Genomic DNA, 16924 nt, shown 5'->3' on the forward strand with positions numbered 1-16924 from the left:
TGATCTCGACGACCACGGGGCGCGGACCCCGAGGGGGAGCGCTACGCGTGTTTCTGCTGCTGTCCACGTCCGACACCGATCTGCTCAGTGCCCGGGCCAGTGGCTCCGCGTGGCGACTCGGCAACCCGGCCCGGACCGCCGTCTCCGATCTGCCCGCCCTGCTCGACGGCGTCGACCTGGTGGTCGTGCGCATCCTCGGTGGGCGCCGCGCCTGGGAGGAGGGCCTCGACGCGCTGCTCGACAGCGAGCAGCGCGTGCCGGTCGTCGTCCTCGGCGGTGAGCAGGCCCCCGACGCCGACCTCATGAAACTGTCCACGGTGCCGGCCGGTGTCGCCGCGGACGCGCACGTCTACCTGGCCCAGGGCGGCGGGGAGAACCTGGCGTCGCTGCACGACTTCCTCTCCGACACGGTGCTGCTGACCGGCAACGGCTTCGCGCCGGCCGTCGAGGCGCCGCAGTGGGGCGTGCTGCCGCGTCCTTCCACAGAGGCCGAGACCACGGTCGCGGTCCTCTACTACCGGGCCCACCACATGGCCGGGAACACCGCGTTCGTCGAGGCGCTCTGCCAGGCGATCGAGGCGAAGGGCGCCCGGGCGCTGCCGATCTTCACGGCTTCGCTGCGTACCGCGCCGCCCGAGCTGCTGGCCGAGCTGCGCAAGGCGGACGCCCTGGTGGTGACCGTGCTGGCAGCCGGCGGCACCAAGCCGGCCACCGCCGGTGCGGGCGGCGACGACGAGGCGTGGGACGTCGGTGTGCTCGCCGACCTGGACGTGCCGATCCTCCAGGGACTCTGCCTGACCAGTTCGCGGGCGGCCTGGGAGGAGAGCGACGACGGCCTGTCCCCGCTCGACGCTGCCACGCAGGTGGCGATCCCGGAGTTCGACGGGCGGATCATCACGGTGCCGTTCTCGTTCAAGGAGATCGACCCGGAAGGGCTCTCGGTCTACGTGGCCGACCCGGAGCGGGCGCTGCGGGTCGCCGGGATCGCGGTGGCGCACGCCCGGCTCCGGCACGTCCCGCCGGCCGACCGCAGGATCGTGCTGATGCTGTCGGCGTACCCGACCAAGCACTCGCGGATCGGCAACGCCGTCGGCCTGGACACCCCGGCCTCGACGGTCGCGCTGCTGGCCGCCCTGGCCGATCGGGGATATCGGGTCGGCGACTTCACGTCCTACGACGGCGACGGTCTCATCCACGCGCTGATCGCGGCCGGCGGTCAGGACCCGGACTGGCTCACCGAGGAGCAGCTCGCCGGAAACCCGGTGCGCATCTCCGGCGCCTCGTACAAATCATGGTTCGACACCATGCCGGAGGACTTCCGGGAGAACGTCGAGCGGCACTGGGGGCCGGCGCCGGGCGAGCTCTACGTGGACGGTGGCGACATCGTGCTGGCCGCCCTCCGCGACGCGAACATCGTGGTCATGGTGCAGCCGCCGCGCGGTTTCGGCGCGAACCCGGTCGCGATCTACCACGACCCGGACCTGCCGCCGTCGCACCACTACCTGGCCGCCTACCGGTGGATCGCCGACGACTTCCGGGCCGACGCCGTGGTGCACGTCGGCAAGCACGGCAACCTGGAATGGCTGCCCGGCAAGAACGTCGGCATGTCCGCCTCGGACGGCACCGACGCGGCGCTCGGCGACCTGCCGCTGATCTACCCGTTCCTGGTGAACGACCCGGGCGAGGGCACCCAGGCGAAGCGCCGGGCGCACGCCACGCTCGTCGACCACCTCATCCCGCCGATGGCGCGGGCCGAGTCGTACGGCGACATCGCCCGCCTGGAGCAACTCCTCGACGAGCACGCGAACATCGCGGCGCTCGACCCGGCGAAGCTGCCCGCCATCCGGGCGCAGATCTGGACGCTGATCCAGGCCGCGAAGATGGACCACGACCTCGGCCAGGCGCACCGCCCGGACGACGAGGAGTTCGACGACTTCATCATGCACATCGACGGATGGCTGTGTGAGGTCAAGGACGTCCAGATCCGGGACGGCCTGCACGTACTCGGCGCCGCGCCGGTCGGCGAGCCGCGGATCAACCTGGTTCTCGCGATGCTCCGGGCCCGGCAGATGTGGGCCGGCAAGGTGGCGGCCCTGCCGGGGCTGCGGGAGGCGCTCGGCCTGGCCGAGAACGCGTCGACGGCCGAGACCGACGCGGTCGAGGAGCAGGCGAGGGCCCTCGTCACGGCGATGGAGGAGCGGGGCTGGCCGGCGTCGGTTCCGGCGGACCTCCTCACCGACATTCCCGACATTTCGGATTTTTCCGAAATGTCGGAGGCGGTGACCCGCGTGCTCGAATTCGCCGCCACCGAGATCGTCCCCCGGCTCGCCCGGACCACTGATGAGATCACCCACGTGCTGCACGCCCTCGACGGCGGCTACGTCCCGGCCGGCCCGAGCGGCTCCCCGCTCCGCGGCCTCATCAACGTCCTGCCGACCGGCCGCAACTTCTACTCGGTCGACCCGAAGGCCATCCCCAGCGCGCTCGCCTGGGAGACCGGCCAGGCCATGGCCGAGTCGCTGCTCGACCGGTACCGGGCCGACCACGGCGGGACCTGGCCCAAGTCGATCGGCATCTCGGCCTGGGGCACGAGCGCCATGCGGACGGCCGGCGACGACATCGCGGAGATCCTCGCGCTGATCGGTGTCCGGCCGGTCTGGGACCCGGCCTCCCGCCGCGTCACCGGCCTGGAGCCGATCTCCCGGGAGGAGCTGGGCCGGCCCCGGATCGACGTGACGGTCCGCATCTCGGGTTTCTTCCGGGACGCCTTCCCGCACGTCGTGGCGATGCTCGACGACGCGTTCGCCATGGTGGCGGCGCTGGACGAGCCGGACAACCACGTCCGCGAGCACGCGCTGCGCGACCAGGCGGAGCACGGCGACTGGCGGCGGGCCACCATGCGGATCTTCGGGTCGCGGCCGGGGGCGTACGGCGCCGGCATCCTGCCACTGATCGACAGCCGGAACTGGCGGGACGACGCCGATCTGGCCGAGGTCTACGCCGTGTGGGGCGGGTTCGCGTACGGCCGGGACCTGGACGGCGTCCCGGCGCGGCCGGACATGGAGAACGCCTACCGCCGGATCGACGTGGCCGCCAAGAACATCGACACCCGCGAGCACGACATCGCCGACTCGGACGACTACTTCCAGTACCACGGCGGGATGATCGCGACCGTGCGGGCGCTCACGGGGAAGGCGCCCGCGGCGTACATCGGTGATTCCACCAACCCGGACCAGGCACGGACCCGCAGCCTGACCGAGGAGACCGCGCGGATCTTCCGCGCCCGCGTGGTGAACCCGCGCTGGATCGCCGCGATGCGGCGGCACGGCTACAAGGGCGCGTTCGAGCTGGCCGCGACCGTGGACTACCTCTTCGGGTACGACGCCACCGCCGGCGTGGTGACCGACTGGATGTACGAGCAACTGGCCGCCAGCTACGTGCTCGACCCGGAGAACCAGAAGTTCATGCGGCAGTCGAACCCGTGGGCGCTGCACGGCATCAGCGAGCGCCTGCTCGAAGCGGCCGAGCGCAACCTCTGGGAGTCGCCGGATCCGTCGACGATCGCCGCGTTGCAGCAGCTCTACCTGGAGACCGAGGGCGAGCTGGAGGACGGCCCGGCCTAATTCGCTTGTGTTCATGGGGGCCGGTCGTGAGGCTGGCTCCCATGATCGTGGAGCGGGAGCAGCCCGGGCAGGAAGCCGAGATCCGCGCGGTGACGCTGGCGGCGTTCGGCCGTGCCGCCGAGGCCGACCTGGTCGATGCGTTGCGCGCAGACGAGGGCCGGATCCCGGAATTGTCGCTTATAGCTAGACAAAACGGGCAGATCACCGGGCACGTGGTGTGCTCGCGCGGCTATGTGGAGACGGCGCCCGCTCTCGGACTCGGCCCGCTCAGTGTCCATCCCGATCACCAGAAACGCGGCGTCGGCTCGGCGCTCGTGCACGCCGTCCTCGGCGCGGCCGACGCCCTCGGCGAACCGGTCGTGATCCTGCTCGGCGACCCCCGGTATTACGCCCGGTTCGGCTTCCGGTTCGCCGGCGAGTTCGGCATCACGGCCCCGGTGGCCGAGTGGGCGCCCTATTTCCAGGCGCGCCCTCTCACGAGCTGCAGCCCCTCACTGCGGGGCGGCTTCACCTACGCCGCCCCCTTCGACGCCGTTCCGGCGTAGCAGGTAGGTGTCCATGATCCAGCCGTGCCGGGCGCGGGCCTCGGCGCGCGTCTTCACGATCTCCTCGGCCACCTCACCGACCCGGCCCGCGGCGAGCAGCTCGTCCTCGGTGCCGACGTAGGCGCCCCAGTAGATCTCGGCGTCCGGGTGGGCGGTGAACGCCTGCTGGGCGTCGAGCATCACGACCACGTCGTCGACGCCCTCCGGCCAGCCCTCGTCGGTGAGCCGCCGGCCGGTCGTGACCTGGAACGGACGGCCCACCCGGTTCAGGCCGATCCGGTGCTTGGCGGCCAGTGCCGACACGCTGCTGATGCCGGGGATCACCTCGTACTCGAAGGTGGTCTCGCCGCGGCCCAGGATCTCCTCGAGGATCGCGATCGTGGAGTCGTAGAGCGACGGATCGCCCCAGACCAGCAGCGCGCCGATCTCGTCGTCCCTGAGGTGCTCGCCGATCAGGCCCTCGAGCATGAGACCCCGCTCGTGCCGCCAGCCCGCGATGGTGCCGGTGTAGTCGGACGGGGTGCGGTCGCGGTCGGGGTCGCGGCCCTCGACGATCCGCTTGTGCGGGTGCGAGTAGCCCCGGATGATGCGTTCCCGCAGGTCGATGAGGCTCTGCTTGGTCTCGCCCTTGTCGATCAGGAAGAACACGTTGGTCCGGCCGATCGCCTTGGCCGCCTGGAGGGTGAGATGGTCCGGGTCGCCGGCGCCGATCCCGATCACGTAGATCTTCCGCATGAGGAGAAAGTCTGCCTCAGCCGCTGCTTCAATCGCTCAGCAGGGGAACCGAGGGGGACATCGTCCGGCCGATCATCGCGGCCCGGCGCAGCGCGTCATTGCCGAAGCGCTCCCGGACCTGGTCCATCGCGGCGTCGAGACGATCCACATCCGGCGCCTCTTCAAAAGGCAATTCCATCTGTACGTTGCCGTCGCCGTCGAGATTGCTCACGGCGACGCCGACCAGCGTGAGGCCGCGCTCAGCGATCAATGGCCGGGCCTCGCGCAGCAGATCGCCGGCCGTCCGGGAGATCGCCTCGGTCTGCATGGTGGCCTTCAGCAGGCTCCGCGAGCGGGTCGCCCGGGTGAAGTCGCCGAACCGGAGCCGCAGCGTGACGGTCCGCCCGGCTCGATGGGCCCGTCGCATCCGGCGGGTCACCCGGTCGACGAGGGCGTCGAGGGTGGCCTCGACCTGCTCGGTGCTGTGCGCGCCGCGGCCGAGGGCGCACTGCGCGCCGATCGAGCCCCGCCGGTGCCCGGTGCTGACCCGGCGCGGGTCCCGGTTGTGGGCGAGGGCGTGCAGGTGCCGGCCGGCGTTGCCGCCGAGGATGGAGACGAGCGCGGCCTCGCCGATCCGGGCCACGTGACCGACCGTGTGGATCTGGCGATCCCGCAGCTTGGCCGCGGTGACCGGGCCGACGCCCCAGAGCTTCTCCACCGGCAGCGGGTGCAGGAACGCGAGCTCCTCGCCGGGCGGGACGACGAGCAGCCCGTCCGGCTTGCCGGCGCCGCTCGCCACCTTGGCGAGGAACTTCGTCCCGGCCACGCCCACCGTGATCGGCAGCCCGGCCCGCTCGCGGACGTCGGCGCGCAGCCGGTGGGCGATCTCCACGGGCGTACCCCGGATCTTCCGCAGCCCGTCGACGTCGAGGAACGCCTCGTCGATCGAGAGCGGCTCGACGATCGGCGTGGTGTCCTCGAAGATCTCGAACACCAGGCGGCTGGCCTTCGTGTAGGCCGACATCCGCGGCGGGACCACGATGGCCTGCGGGCAGAGCGCCCGGGCCTTGCTCAGCGACATCGGCGTCCGCACCCCGAACGCCTTCGCCTCATAGCTCGCGGCCAGCACCACCCCGCCGCCGACCAGCACCGGGCGCCCCCGCAACGAGGGGTCGTCGCGTTGCTCGACCGAAGCGTAGAAGGAGTCGAGGTCGGCGTGCAGGATCACAGCCGCAGCATAGTACACATGTTCTAATCATGGCGGCCGTCACGATGGCTGGAAGCGGCACAGCGGGCTGAGTAATTTGAGGGAATCCCGAGGCGAGATTCTCGGTTTCTGAAGTTGAGTCACCCACGCTCAAGCCTTGGAGCCACCACCATGTTGCTCAGTACCCCCACCGTGCGCGAGCTCGAGCACCTCACCGCCCGCGTCGTCGCCACCCGCGAATCCGGTGCCCGGCTCGACGCGTACCGCCGGGACGAGACGTTCTTCATCGACATCGACCTGCCCGGCGTCGACCCTGCCTCGATCGACATCACGGTCGACGGCAAGGTACTGACGATCCGCGCCGAGCGCCGCCGCGCCGACGACGTCCAGCTGCTCGTGGCCGAGCGTTCGATGGGCGACTTCTCCCGCCGGCTCTCCGAGAAGCTCGACGTGGACCGGCTGGAAGCCCGCTGCGAGAACGGCGTGCTCACCCTCCGCATCCCGGTGCTGGAGTCCCGCGAGGCCCTGCTGGCGAACGCCTGATCCCGGCCGCAGGCCCTCCGTCCCGCGCTCGCTCTCCCTCGCGCTCGCTCTCCCTCTCGCGCTCGCTCTCGCGCTCTCCCTCCCGCGCTCGCTCTCCCGGCGGATCTTGGACGCCTGCCCACCCCCTCAAAGATCTTGGACGCCTGACCACCGAAAACGGTTGTGGATCGTTCAAGATCGCAAAGAGGGGGCAATCGTCCAAGATCGCGAAGAGGTGGGCAATCGTCCAAGATCCGCAGCGGCCGGAGCGCGAGGGCGGTGAGTCCGCGAGGGCGGCGAAGGTGCGCTGGCGGCCCCGGCGGTCAATCCGCGAGGGCGCGGTGACGGCGAGAGTGCGGCGACGCTAGGGCGCGGCGACGGCGAGGGGCGGCGACGCGAGGGTGCGGCGACGCGAGGGCGCGGCGACGCGAGGGCGCGGCGACGCGCGGGCGCGCGGCAGCGAGGGCGCAGCAGGCGGCCATGTTGCGCAGGCGGCGGGACGCTCGGATGGCGAGAATGCGGCCGACGGCAGTGCTGCGCGGGCGGCGGAGGTGCGGCCGGCGGCAGGGTGCTGCTGGGGGCGGGGTGCTGCTGGGGGCGGGGTGCTGCGGCGGGCGGCACGGGCCTGATCCGGGCGGGCAGGCGGGCTGGGCCGGCGGTCAGTGGGCGAACTGGATCCAGTTCACGTTGACGAACTCGGTGTCGTCCGGGGCCGCGAACGTCACGAACACCGTGTGCACTCCGGTGATCGGCTGGAGTGCCGCCACGGTGGTGACGTACTTCTGCCAGTCCCCGGTGTCCGCCACCGACACCTCGCCGACCGGCGCGTTCGCCCTGCTGTCGAGGCGGATCTCGACCCGCCCGCCGGTGACCCCGGAGGCGGCCGAGATCCGCAGTCTCGCCTTCGTCGCGGGCACCTCGCCGAAGTCCAGGTTGTCGAACCGCAGGTGATCGCTCCGGGTGATCCAGGCTGTGTTCAGCCCGCCGCCCTCGTCCCCGGTCTCCTGCGTCTGGATGCCGGCCAGCTCGGTCGCGTTCTCGGCCTGGATGACCGGGTAGTCGACGGCTCGGGGAGCGGCCGATGCCGGAGCGTCCGAGGTGGGAGTGGCCGGAACCGGGGCGGCCGCGGAAGTGACAGCCGGCGAAGGGACGGCCGGTGCAGAGACCGGCACGACCGCGGCCGGCGTGTCCTGCCAGCGGCCGATCGCGTATCCCAGCAGCACCAGCGCGACCCCGCCGAGCGAGGTCAGCACCCGCCGGCGGGTCGTCCAGGAGCGTGTCCGGTAGACGTTCGGAGATCGGTGGTCCACGGGCAGAATGTAGCGGCTCAGCCCGGCGCCAGTTCGGTGAGGATCTCTTCGCCCAGCTCGGCGGCCCGGACCGGGTCGGCGTCCGGGGCGCCGATCCGCGGGTCCCAGTTCGGGTCGTAGAAGAGCTCGGTGGCGCCGGCCTCGGCGTAGCGCTGCGCGCCGTCCCGGATCTGCGCCCAGGTCCCGGACAGCGCCCCGCTCTGCAGGGCCCCGCGCACGACGACCCGTACGGATGAGGGGTCCTTCCCGGCCTCCTCGGCCGCCTGCCGGACGACGCGCGCGCCCCGCGCGATGTCCTCGAGGCTCGCCCGGCTGCTGCTCACCCATCCGCCGGCGATCCGGCCGGCCCGCCGCAGCGCGACCTCGGCCGTGCCGCCGAGCAGGATCGGAGGCCCACCCGCCTGGACGGGCAGGGGTGACATGAGGCCGGGCGGAACCTCGTACAGATCGCCCTTGAATCCGGACTCGTCGCCCGCCCACAGAGCCCGCAGCGCCGCCAGGTACTCCTCGATCCTGCGGCCGCGGGGCCGGGGATCAGAACCGGTCGCCACGAACTCCGGCTCGGACCACCCGCTGCCCAGCCCCAGGTCGAACCGGCCGCCGGACAGCACGTCGAGCGTGCCCACCTGCTTGGCCAGGTAGGCGGGCGAGAGGTAGGGCAGGTTGATCACCGAGACGCCGATCCGGATCCGGCTCGTGGCGGCCGCCGCCCAGGTCAGCGCCACGGTCGGGTCGAGCACGCTGCGATAGACCGGCGCGAGGTCCTGGTCGCGGCCGGCGAGCAGCCGCTGGAACGCCCACAGACCGTGGTAGCCGAGTTCCTCGGCCCGCCGCGCGACCGTGGTGAGCGTCTCCGGCCGCGCCCAGGCGCCGGACACCGGCAGTCCGAAACTGATCAGCATCCCCACAACCTAGCCGGGGTTCTGACCCTTCAGTAGTTCGTCCACCTTCGCCCGGATCTCGTAGCCGAGCATCGCCGCGACGGCCGCCCGGTTCAGCGCGAACGAGCCGGTGATCGTCGGGTTGCCCGGCGCGTCCGAGCCCGGGTTGACGATCCCGCCCGCGGGGATCTTGCCGCTCGCGTCCTTGCCGGGGTCGTAGGTGAGCACGGCCTGCGCGATCGCCTCCCGCCCGGCCTTGCTCCGCGCCCACTCGGTCATCCACGCGGTGAACTCGCTCTTCGTCACGTCTGCCTCCAGCAGCCCCCACGGGCCGGTGTCGTCCTCCTGCGCGGTCGTGTACCGGCTGGAGAAGTGGGCGTGCTCGGTGTGTGCGCTGGCGCCGGTGTACTCCCGGGCCGTCCATCCCCAGGACCGCGACCAGATGCGGCGGTTGTAGATGACGTTCTGCAGCCGGTCGTCCCGCCCCTCCCGGTGCCGGATCACGATGATCTCGACGGCCCGGAGCATGGTCCAGCCGGGTTTCCGGAGGTCGGCGTCGACGTCGACGGCGTGTACCTCGTTGCGGCTGTCGGCGTCCTCGTAGGGCGTCGCGCCGGTCTCGTCCGGGTTGTGGTCGGATCTCTGCCCGGCGTGCGAGCTGTCCCCGATCGATCCGTCGCTGCCCTTGTCCCGGTTCGGCGCGAGCGCGTTGAACTCGCTACGCAGACTCTTCAGGCACGGGACCAGGATCCAGGCCATCCGCCCCCTCCTCCCACGGATCGGGGACGTCCGCGCCGGCCCAGTCCTCGCCGGCGCCGGGATCGTGCGGCCCGGCCGGTCGCTCCTCCTCGTACTCCTCTGCCATGGCCTGATGGTCCACCGGAACGACGGCTATCAATAGCCGGAATCAGACAAACTTAAAGAAGATGTCGCAGCGGGGTGGGGGGTGCGGACCGCTGCTCACGCCGAGGGCGCGGCTTCGCCCGCCGGCCGCTGCGCGTCCGAAGCGCGAGCGACAGCCACGCGGCCTGCGGGAGCGGTTGCGCTCCTCTTCTCTCAGTTCACGCCGTCGGATAGATGCGGTCCGGCGTCACCAGGACCGCGGTCCGGCGCTGCTCGGCCATCGTGCGGTCGTAGGCCGCCCAGTCGTCGTGCGTCCCGCCGGCCGCCGTGAAGATCTCGCGCAGCAGCAGGCGCAGGCGTTCCGGGTCGAGCCACGGCTGCGGGTCGTCCGGGCCGGCCAGCAGCGCCCGCCCCTCGACCGTGGCGTAGCGCCAGCCGCTCCGGAACGCGACGGCGAGCCGCGGCCGCTCCCGGAGATTCCGCAGCTTGACCGCCCCGTAGGTGACGAACGCGAGCACCGGCGACCCGTCCACCGGGTGCGCGATCAGCCCGGTGTTCACGAGCGTGGACTGCACGGTCAGGTCGGCGCGGACCGTCGACACGATGGCGAGCCCGGTCTCGGCGCGGCTCAGCTCCCAGGCATCCTCCAGAGCACCCATGCGTCCGACCATAGTGGTCGTCAGCGCCACGTGCTGGACCACACCGTGACCCGGCGGGTGCGGACCTCCGCGCGGCCGGCCACCCGTACCCGGAAGGTCTCGACGGCCGGGCGCCGCGTCTGCCAGATCTCCTCCGACGCGCCGGCGGGGGTCACGACGGTGCGCAGATACCACCAGGCGCAGACCCGGCGGGTGAGATGGCGGCAGAGGAGTTTCCGCTTCGCGGCGGACGGGTCGGCCGTGGCGGGCCAGTCCGGGCGCAGGGTGGCACGCATGGCCCGGTACCAGGCGTAGGCCATCTTGCTGTACCCGAAGCCGTTCGGATGGTGGTTGTCATAGAGGTCGAGCCCGGCCACCGAGGCCTGGTCCACGAGGTGCACGTTCGCGTCCTTGCCGGCCACGACGCCGGGGATGAGCCGGTTGAAGGCCCGGTTCGCCAGGTCCTCGGCCGGGACCGCGGTGCCGACGATGGTGGACACGAAGATCGCCGCGCGCGGGGCGCCGGACCGGACCCGGTCGATCAGCCGGGACAGCTTCGCGGCGGTGACCGCCGGCCGTTCGAGGCGGGTGACGTCGTTCGTGCCGGCGTGCAGCAGGACCACGTCCGGCTTCGCGGCCGCCACCCAGACGTCGGCATCGACCGCGAGCTGGTCGATGGTCCAGCCGCCGTGCCCCTCGTGGTCGGCGTCGCCGCGGCTGGTGCCGGTGGTCTGCGAGCCCACGAAGTCGAAGGCGAGGCCCGCCTCGGCGAGCCGGCTCTGCAGCTCGATCCGGTATCCGTTGCGCCCCGGCGACCCGGTGCCGACCGTGATGCTGTCTCCGAACGGCATGATCCGTACGACCCCGGACCCGGCCGCCGCCACCTCGGCCTCGGCCGGCTCCTGACGGCCCGGCATGACCACCCCGGCCAGCACCGCGACCCCCGCCGCGACGTGCGGCAGATACCGCACCACTCTCGTACCAGCAGACACCCGCCCACCCCGCCATAGCCATCCCTGTACTTGAGAGGAACGCTCGTTTCGCGTTTTGGCTACGGCTGATCTCAGGCGACGGCCCCCTCCAGGAACAGGCGGCCCGCCTCGGCGGCCGGGACCGGGCGCGAGAAGTAGTAGCCCTGCGCGAACCCGCAGCCCATCTCGCGGAGCGCGGCGAGCTGGCCGAACTCCTCGATGCCTTCGGCCACGGTCGCCATGCCCAGGCTCTTGCCGAGCCGGACGATCGTGTCGGTGAGCGCCGTGTCGTCGGCGAGCACCCCGAGCCGCTCGACGAACGAGCGGTCGATCTTCAGGGTGTCGACCGGGAACCGGCGCAGGTAGGCGAGGGACGAGTAGCCGGTGCCGAAGTCGTCGATCGCCAGGGTGAGGCCGAGCGCCTTGAGCCGGACCAGCTGCTCGAGGTTCGACTCGGTGTCGGTCATCAGGACGCTCTCGGTCATCTCCAGGCACAGCCGGTCGGCGGGCATGCCGGTCTCGGCGAGGATGGCCGCCACCGTCTCCGGGAGGCCGGCCTGGTCGAACTGGCGGACGGACACGTTGACCGACATCTTCAGCGGCCGCCCGCCGGCCGCCGCGCTCCACTCGACGGCCTGCCGGCACGCCTCGTGCAGCACCCACCGGCCGAGCGGCACGATCAGCCCGGTGGCCTCGGCGATCGGGATGAAGTCCAGCGGGTTGATCATCCCGCGGGTCGGGTGCGGCCAGCGGACCAGCGCCTCGAAGCCGACCACCTCGTGCGTCTCCAGGTCGACCGTGGGCTGGTAGTGCAGCCGCAGCTCACCCCGCTCGAGGGCGCCGCGCAGGTCGTTCTCCAGCTCGAGCCGCTCGATCAGCCCATCCCGCATCCGCGGCCGGTACTCGGCGAACACCCCGCCGCCGGCCGCCTTGGCGTGGTGCATCGCGAGGTCGGCGTTCCGCATGATCTGCTCGGCGCGCTCCCCGGCCGGCAGCGCCGCGTCGCCGTCGGGGCCCGCGGAACCGATGCTCGCCCGCGCGTGGATCAGCCGCTCACCCACGACGATCGGCTCCTCCAGATCGTCCAGGATCCGCCGGGCCACCGCCTCGGCGCCGTCCCCGGTCACCAGCACCCCGAATTCGTCCGCCCCGAACCGCGCCACCACGTCCGAGTCCCGCACGCACGCCGTGATCCGGTCGGCCACCTGCACCAGGAGCTGATCGCCGGCGAGGTGCCCGAGGCTGTCGTTGACCCGCTTGAATCCGTCGAGGTCGAGGTGCAGCACCGTCACGTCGGTGGAGGCCTCCAGCGCGGCGGCGGTCCGATCCCGGAAGAGGGCCCGGTTCGCCAGCTGGGTCAGCGAGTCGTGGTAGGCCTCGTACACGAGCTGCTCCTGCAACTCCATCCGCTCGCTGATGTCCCGGGTGTTCAGCACGAGGCCGCCGACGTGCGGGTCGTCCAGCAGATTCGTGATCGTCATCTCGGCCTCGCGGGTCCGGCCGTCGCGGTGCTGGACGGTCAGCTCGAGGACGGTCGTGGCGTGCGGGCGGCCGGTGACCTGGCGCAGTGCCTGGGCGAGCCGGTGCGCCGACGCGGGGTCGAGCAGCTGGGTGAGCCGGCGGCCGGTGAGGAACCGCGGCGCGTACCCGAAGATCCGCTGGACCGACTCGCTCTGGTAGATCACGTCGGCGTCCGGGCTGACCACCGTCACCACGTCGGAGCTCTGCTGGACGAGGGCGTGGAACTGCTGCTCCCGGACGTAGAGCTCGGCGGTCCGGTCGGCGACGCGCTTCTCCAGGTGCCGGGTGAGGCTGCGGTTCTCCAGCTGGGTGAGCAGCTGGCGGCCGACGATCAGCAGGATCAGGAACGAGCGGGCGTACGCCACGAAGGGGTGGCTGTGCCCGGTGGAGACGTGGAACAGCACGCTGGACGCGAGGGCGGCGAGGACCGCGAGGTACGGCAGCATCACGGCGCCGCCGAGGACGCCGCGCGGCAGGTCCATCGGCGGGACGGCGGGCACCCGCGGACGCAGGGCACCCGCGATGATCAGGCCGTATCCGGCGAGCCAGCCCAGGTCGAGCAGCCGGCCGATGCCGTCGTCGTGCACCAGTCCGAGGTAGGCGTACCCGATGTCGGAGACCGCGAAGGCGAGCATGCCGGCGGCGAAGAAGGCCAGGTCGGCGCCGCAGCCGTGGCGGCGGCGCAGCTGCGGGAGCATGTACGCGGCCATCGTCGCGATCACGATGTCGCCGACCGGGAACGCCAGCGTCAGATAGAACGGCAGGCCCACCCCGGCGCCGGTGATCAGCTCGGCGGCGGCGACCCAGGCGACCAGGATCAGCGAGGTCGCGATCATGAGGCCGTCGAGGATGCTGCGGATCCGGTTGACCAGCGGCTGCGAGCTGCTCGGCATGATCAGCAGGCCGGCCGGGACGAGGACGGCCATCCCGAGGAGGGTGAGGCTCGGGTCGATCGGCCCGGGCTCGACGCTCGGCCCGGTGCCGAGCAGGAAGCGGAACTGGCCGGCGCCCCATAAGGCGATGCCCGCCGCGAGGGTGGCCCAGCCCCAGCGGGCCCGCCCGGTGAACTGCCGGGACCGCCACAGGCAGGCGGCGGCCGCGGCGACCGCGGCGAGCGGCAGCGCCGTGAGCGCGACGATCCGGTCGGTGTCCGGCGCGCCGCCGGTGAGCAGCACGACGACCACGACGAGGAGCGACACGATCAGGGCGCAGGCGCGCAGCCAGCGGCGTCCTGCGGTGGAGCTCGGTGCCATCGCGCCTCCATATCCCGTGGTCATCGGGGACATCGGGCGGCCGGACCCCGGCCTTAGAGAAACTCAGATGAGACCGTCCTCGTACGCCACGATGACGAGCTGCACCCGGTCCCGGACGCCGAGCTTCGCGATCGCCCGGGTCACGTGGGTCTTCGCGGTCAGCGGGCTGATCACCAGCCGGGCGGCGATCTCGTCGTTGGAGAGCCCGGTGGCGACGAGCCGGACCACCTCGCGCTCCCGCTCGGTCAGCACGGCCAGCCGGTCGCCCCCGGGCTTCGCGGCGGCGGGCACCGGGCGGTGCGCGAACTGGCCGACGACCCGGCGGGTGACGCTGGGGGAGAGCAGGGCGTCGCCGGCCGCCACGACCCGGACCGCGGTGCGCAGACCGTCCGGGTCGATCTCCTTGGTGAGGAAACCGCTGGCCCCGGCGGCGAGCGCCGAGAAGACGTACTCATCGGTCTCGAACGTCGTCAGAATGATGACCTTGCTCTTCTCCGAACGGAGGATGGCCCTGGTGGCGGTGATGCCGTCCATCCCCGGCATCCGGATGTCCATGAGGATCACGTCGGGCGCCAGGGTCCGCGCGGCCCGGACCGCCTCGTCGCCGGTGGACGCCTCGCCGACGACCTCGATGTCCCGCCCGCGGCGCAGCAGGCTGCGGAATCCGGCGCGGACCAGGTGCTGGTCGTCGGCGAGGAGAACGGTGATCGGCACTGGGTCAACTCCCGACGGGGATGCTCGCTCGCACCACGAATCCGGATTTGTCGGGACCGGCCGTCAGCGCCCCGCCCAGCGCCGCCACCCGCTCCCGCATCCCGGCGATCCCGTGCCCGTCGACGACCGCCTCCACCGGGAGTGTCCCGTCGTCGCGCACGTCCACCACCACCCGGCTCGGCGAATACCGCAGGGTCACCACGGCTCGGGTCGCCTGCGGCGCGTGCCGGACCGTGTTCGTGAGCGACTCCTGCACCACGCGGTAGACGGCGGTGGCGACCGGCGCCGGCACGTCGACCGGGTCGCCGAACTCGTTGAGCGACACCCGCAGGCCGGCCGTGCGTACCTGATCGACCAGGCCGTCCAGGCTCTCCAGGGCCGGGACCGACCCCTCGCGCAGCACGCCGACCAGGGCTTTCAGGTCGGTCATGGCCCGGTTGCGCACCTCCTGGGCCAGCTTCAGCGACGACCGCGCCTCCTCCGGTTCGGCGTCGAAGGCGTCCAGCGCCACGTTCAGGTGGACGCCCACGACGGCCAGCGTGTGCGAGACCACGTCGTGCAGGTCGCGGGCTATCTCGACGCGCTCCTCGGCCCGCCTGCGGCGGGCGTCGATCTCTCGCTGCAACTCGTCCTGGGTGATCCGGTGGGCCATCTCGGTGCGCCAGCCCAGAGCATTCCGGTACGCCGTGACGCCCGCGAGCGCGGCTCCCAGCCAGAGCGCCTCGCCCCCGGAGTGGGCGAAGATCCAGTCCACGGGCCGTTCGGCGACCGTCGCATCCCAGTTCGTCCAGAAGAGCAGGGCCAGCGATCCGGCGACGACGGCGAACCGGGTCCGCCCGGCCAGCGCCGCCCCGACGAACGCGGCGGTCGCCGGCCAGATGCCGCCGGCCTCGATGAGGAACGAGGTGCGCTGGGTGAACACGCAGAGGAGGGAGAGCACGAGGATCGTGCGCGGCCAGCGGCGGATGCCGAGGGCCAGCAGGGCGAGGGTGACCGCGAGCGGGCCGGTGAAGACGCCGTCGACGTTGCCCCCGGTCATCGCCAGCCCGGCCGGGACGCCGACCAGGGTGAGCGCGGAGGCCGCATAGGTGAACTTCGTGGTGACCATGTCCGGAACGCTAGGGACTTCCGGCAGGCCGGCGCGTCGTCCCGCCGCTGGCAACCGCATGGACTCCTCCCGCGTACGGCGTACATCGTTCGATGTATGCCGCCCCGCTCGATAAGGTAGCCCAGTGACCGCCGCGGAACTGCTCGCCGCCTCCGGCCGCTTCACCATCGCGCCCGGCTTGTCCGAAACGGAACTCTCCGGCATCGAGCGGGAGTTCGGCTTCACCTTCGCGCCCGACCACCGCGAATTCCTCGCGGCCGGCCTGCCCACCGGCGTCGGCTGGCCGGACTGGCGATCACCCGACCGGGCCGCCCTGCGCGCCGCACTCACCGCGCCGGTCGAGGGCGTGCTCTTCGACGTGGCCGAGAACGACTTCTGGTACGAGGGCTGGGGCCCGGCCTTCGGCGACCGCCTCGCCGCCGCCCGCACCGGCCTGCTGATCGCGCCCCGGATGATTCCGCTCTACGCCCACCGCTACCTCCCGGCCGGCCTGCCGGACCACCCGGTGCTCTCGATCTACCAGACCGACGTGATCGTGTACGGCGCCGACCTGCCGGACTGGCTGAACCGCGAGTTCGCCATCGGCGAGCCCGCCACCCGCCATGTCCGCCCCACGGTCCCGTTCTGGAGCGCCCTGGCCACCGCCTGAAATCCCGGCTGTACGCCAGGGCTGTCCCCGCGCCCGAATTGCCGCTCTGTTGTGCAGCCGGTCGCCGGCTGTACGCCAGGGCTGTCCCCGCGCCCGAATTGCCGCTCTGTTGTGCAGCCGGTCGCCGGCTGTACGCCAGGGTCGTCTTCGCGCCCGAATTGCCGCTCTGTTGTGCAGCCGGTCGCCGGCTGTACGCCAGGGTCGTCTTCGCGCCCGTTTTGCCGCTCTCCCGTACAGCCACTCGTCATTGGCTGTACGCCAGGGCTGTCTCCGCGCCCGAATTGTCGCTCTGTCGTGCAGCCGGCCGCCGGCTGTACGCCAGGGTCGTTCTCGCGCCCGTTTTGTCGCTCTCCCGTACAGCCAACCGTCATTGGCTGTACGCCAGGGCTGTCCCCGCGCCCGAATTGCCGCTCTCCTGTGCAGCC

At 72.0% G+C, this 16924-nt stretch carries 14 protein-coding genes; 4 read left to right on the top strand and 10 right to left on the bottom strand.

Going from position 1 to position 16924, the window contains the following annotated elements:
• The first annotated feature begins 47 nt into the window (after positions 1-47).
• Positions 48-3623 (top strand): cobaltochelatase subunit CobN, encoded by a 3576-nt coding sequence (cobN, locus tag AB0G10_RS05155; protein ID WP_360916691.1) that lies wholly within the window; start codon positions 48-50, stop codon positions 3621-3623.
• A gap of 26 nt (positions 3624-3649) precedes the next feature.
• Positions 3650-4168, top strand: coding sequence for an N-acetyltransferase (locus AB0G10_RS05160; RefSeq protein WP_360916695.1), 519 nt, complete (start codon positions 3650-3652; stop codon positions 4166-4168).
• Here AB0G10_RS05160 and cobF read toward each other — a convergent pair.
• Together cobF and dinB are read right to left on the bottom strand one after the other, a co-directional pair.
• On the bottom strand, positions 4115-4903 hold the full coding sequence (cobF, locus tag AB0G10_RS05165) for a precorrin-6A synthase (deacetylating) (RefSeq protein WP_360916698.1): 789 nt from the start codon (positions 4901-4903) through the stop codon (positions 4115-4117). The genes AB0G10_RS05160 and cobF overlap by 54 nt on opposite strands.
• A 28-nt stretch (positions 4904-4931) precedes the next feature.
• Positions 4932-6110 (bottom strand): DNA polymerase IV, encoded by a 1179-nt coding sequence (gene dinB / locus AB0G10_RS05170; RefSeq protein ID WP_360916701.1) that lies wholly within the window; start codon positions 6108-6110, stop codon positions 4932-4934.
• 150 nt (positions 6111-6260) lie between these two features.
• Between dinB and AB0G10_RS05175 the strand changes: the two genes are divergently transcribed.
• Positions 6261-6632, top strand: a complete 372-nt coding sequence (locus tag AB0G10_RS05175; RefSeq protein WP_360916704.1) for an Hsp20/alpha crystallin family protein — start codon at positions 6261-6263, stop codon at positions 6630-6632.
• A 638-nt stretch (positions 6633-7270) separates the two neighbouring features.
• Here the strand turns inward: AB0G10_RS05175 and AB0G10_RS05180 are convergent.
• From AB0G10_RS05180 to AB0G10_RS05215, 8 genes are all read right to left on the bottom strand, one after another.
• Entirely contained in the window at positions 7271-7921 is a 651-nt protein-coding gene (locus AB0G10_RS05180; protein ID WP_360916707.1) for a carbohydrate-binding protein, read from the bottom strand.
• 17 nt (positions 7922-7938) lie between these two features.
• On the bottom strand, positions 7939-8823 hold the full coding sequence (locus AB0G10_RS05185) for a TIGR03619 family F420-dependent LLM class oxidoreductase (RefSeq protein ID WP_360916710.1): 885 nt from the start codon (positions 8821-8823) through the stop codon (positions 7939-7941).
• 9 nt (positions 8824-8832) lie between these two features.
• Positions 8833-9561: a hypothetical protein gene (locus AB0G10_RS05190; protein WP_360916712.1), complete on the bottom strand. Its 729-nt coding sequence runs from the start codon at positions 9559-9561 to the stop codon at positions 8833-8835.
• Between the two features lie 302 nt (positions 9562-9863).
• Positions 9864-10304 (bottom strand): TIGR03618 family F420-dependent PPOX class oxidoreductase, encoded by a 441-nt coding sequence (locus tag AB0G10_RS05195; RefSeq protein WP_360916715.1) that lies wholly within the window; start codon positions 10302-10304, stop codon positions 9864-9866.
• Between the two features lie 20 nt (positions 10305-10324).
• On the bottom strand, positions 10325-11275 hold the full coding sequence (locus AB0G10_RS05200; RefSeq protein ID WP_360916718.1) for an SGNH/GDSL hydrolase family protein: 951 nt from the start codon (positions 11273-11275) through the stop codon (positions 10325-10327).
• A 71-nt stretch (positions 11276-11346) separates the two neighbouring features.
• Positions 11347-14028 (bottom strand): bifunctional diguanylate cyclase/phosphodiesterase, encoded by a 2682-nt coding sequence (locus tag AB0G10_RS05205; RefSeq protein WP_360916721.1) that lies wholly within the window; start codon positions 14026-14028, stop codon positions 11347-11349.
• Between the two features lie 63 nt (positions 14029-14091).
• Positions 14092-14742 carry a response regulator transcription factor gene (locus AB0G10_RS05210; RefSeq protein WP_360916724.1) on the bottom strand — a complete coding sequence of 217 codons (651 nt, stop codon included), beginning with the start codon at positions 14740-14742 and terminating at the stop codon, positions 14092-14094.
• Between the two features lie 4 nt (positions 14743-14746).
• Positions 14747-15850 (bottom strand): histidine kinase, encoded by a 1104-nt coding sequence (locus AB0G10_RS05215; RefSeq protein WP_360916727.1) that lies wholly within the window; start codon positions 15848-15850, stop codon positions 14747-14749.
• A gap of 124 nt (positions 15851-15974) precedes the next feature.
• On the opposite strand from AB0G10_RS05215, the gene AB0G10_RS05220 reads away from it, so the two are divergent.
• A complete protein-coding gene (locus tag AB0G10_RS05220; protein WP_360916730.1) occupies positions 15975-16499 on the top strand; it encodes a hypothetical protein in 525 nt (174 codons plus the stop codon).
• The last annotated feature ends 425 nt before the right edge of the window (positions 16500-16924 follow it).

It is taken from the genome of Actinoplanes sp. NPDC023714 (assembly GCF_040639855.1).
Lineage (GTDB): Bacteria > Actinomycetota > Actinomycetes > Mycobacteriales > Micromonosporaceae > Actinoplanes.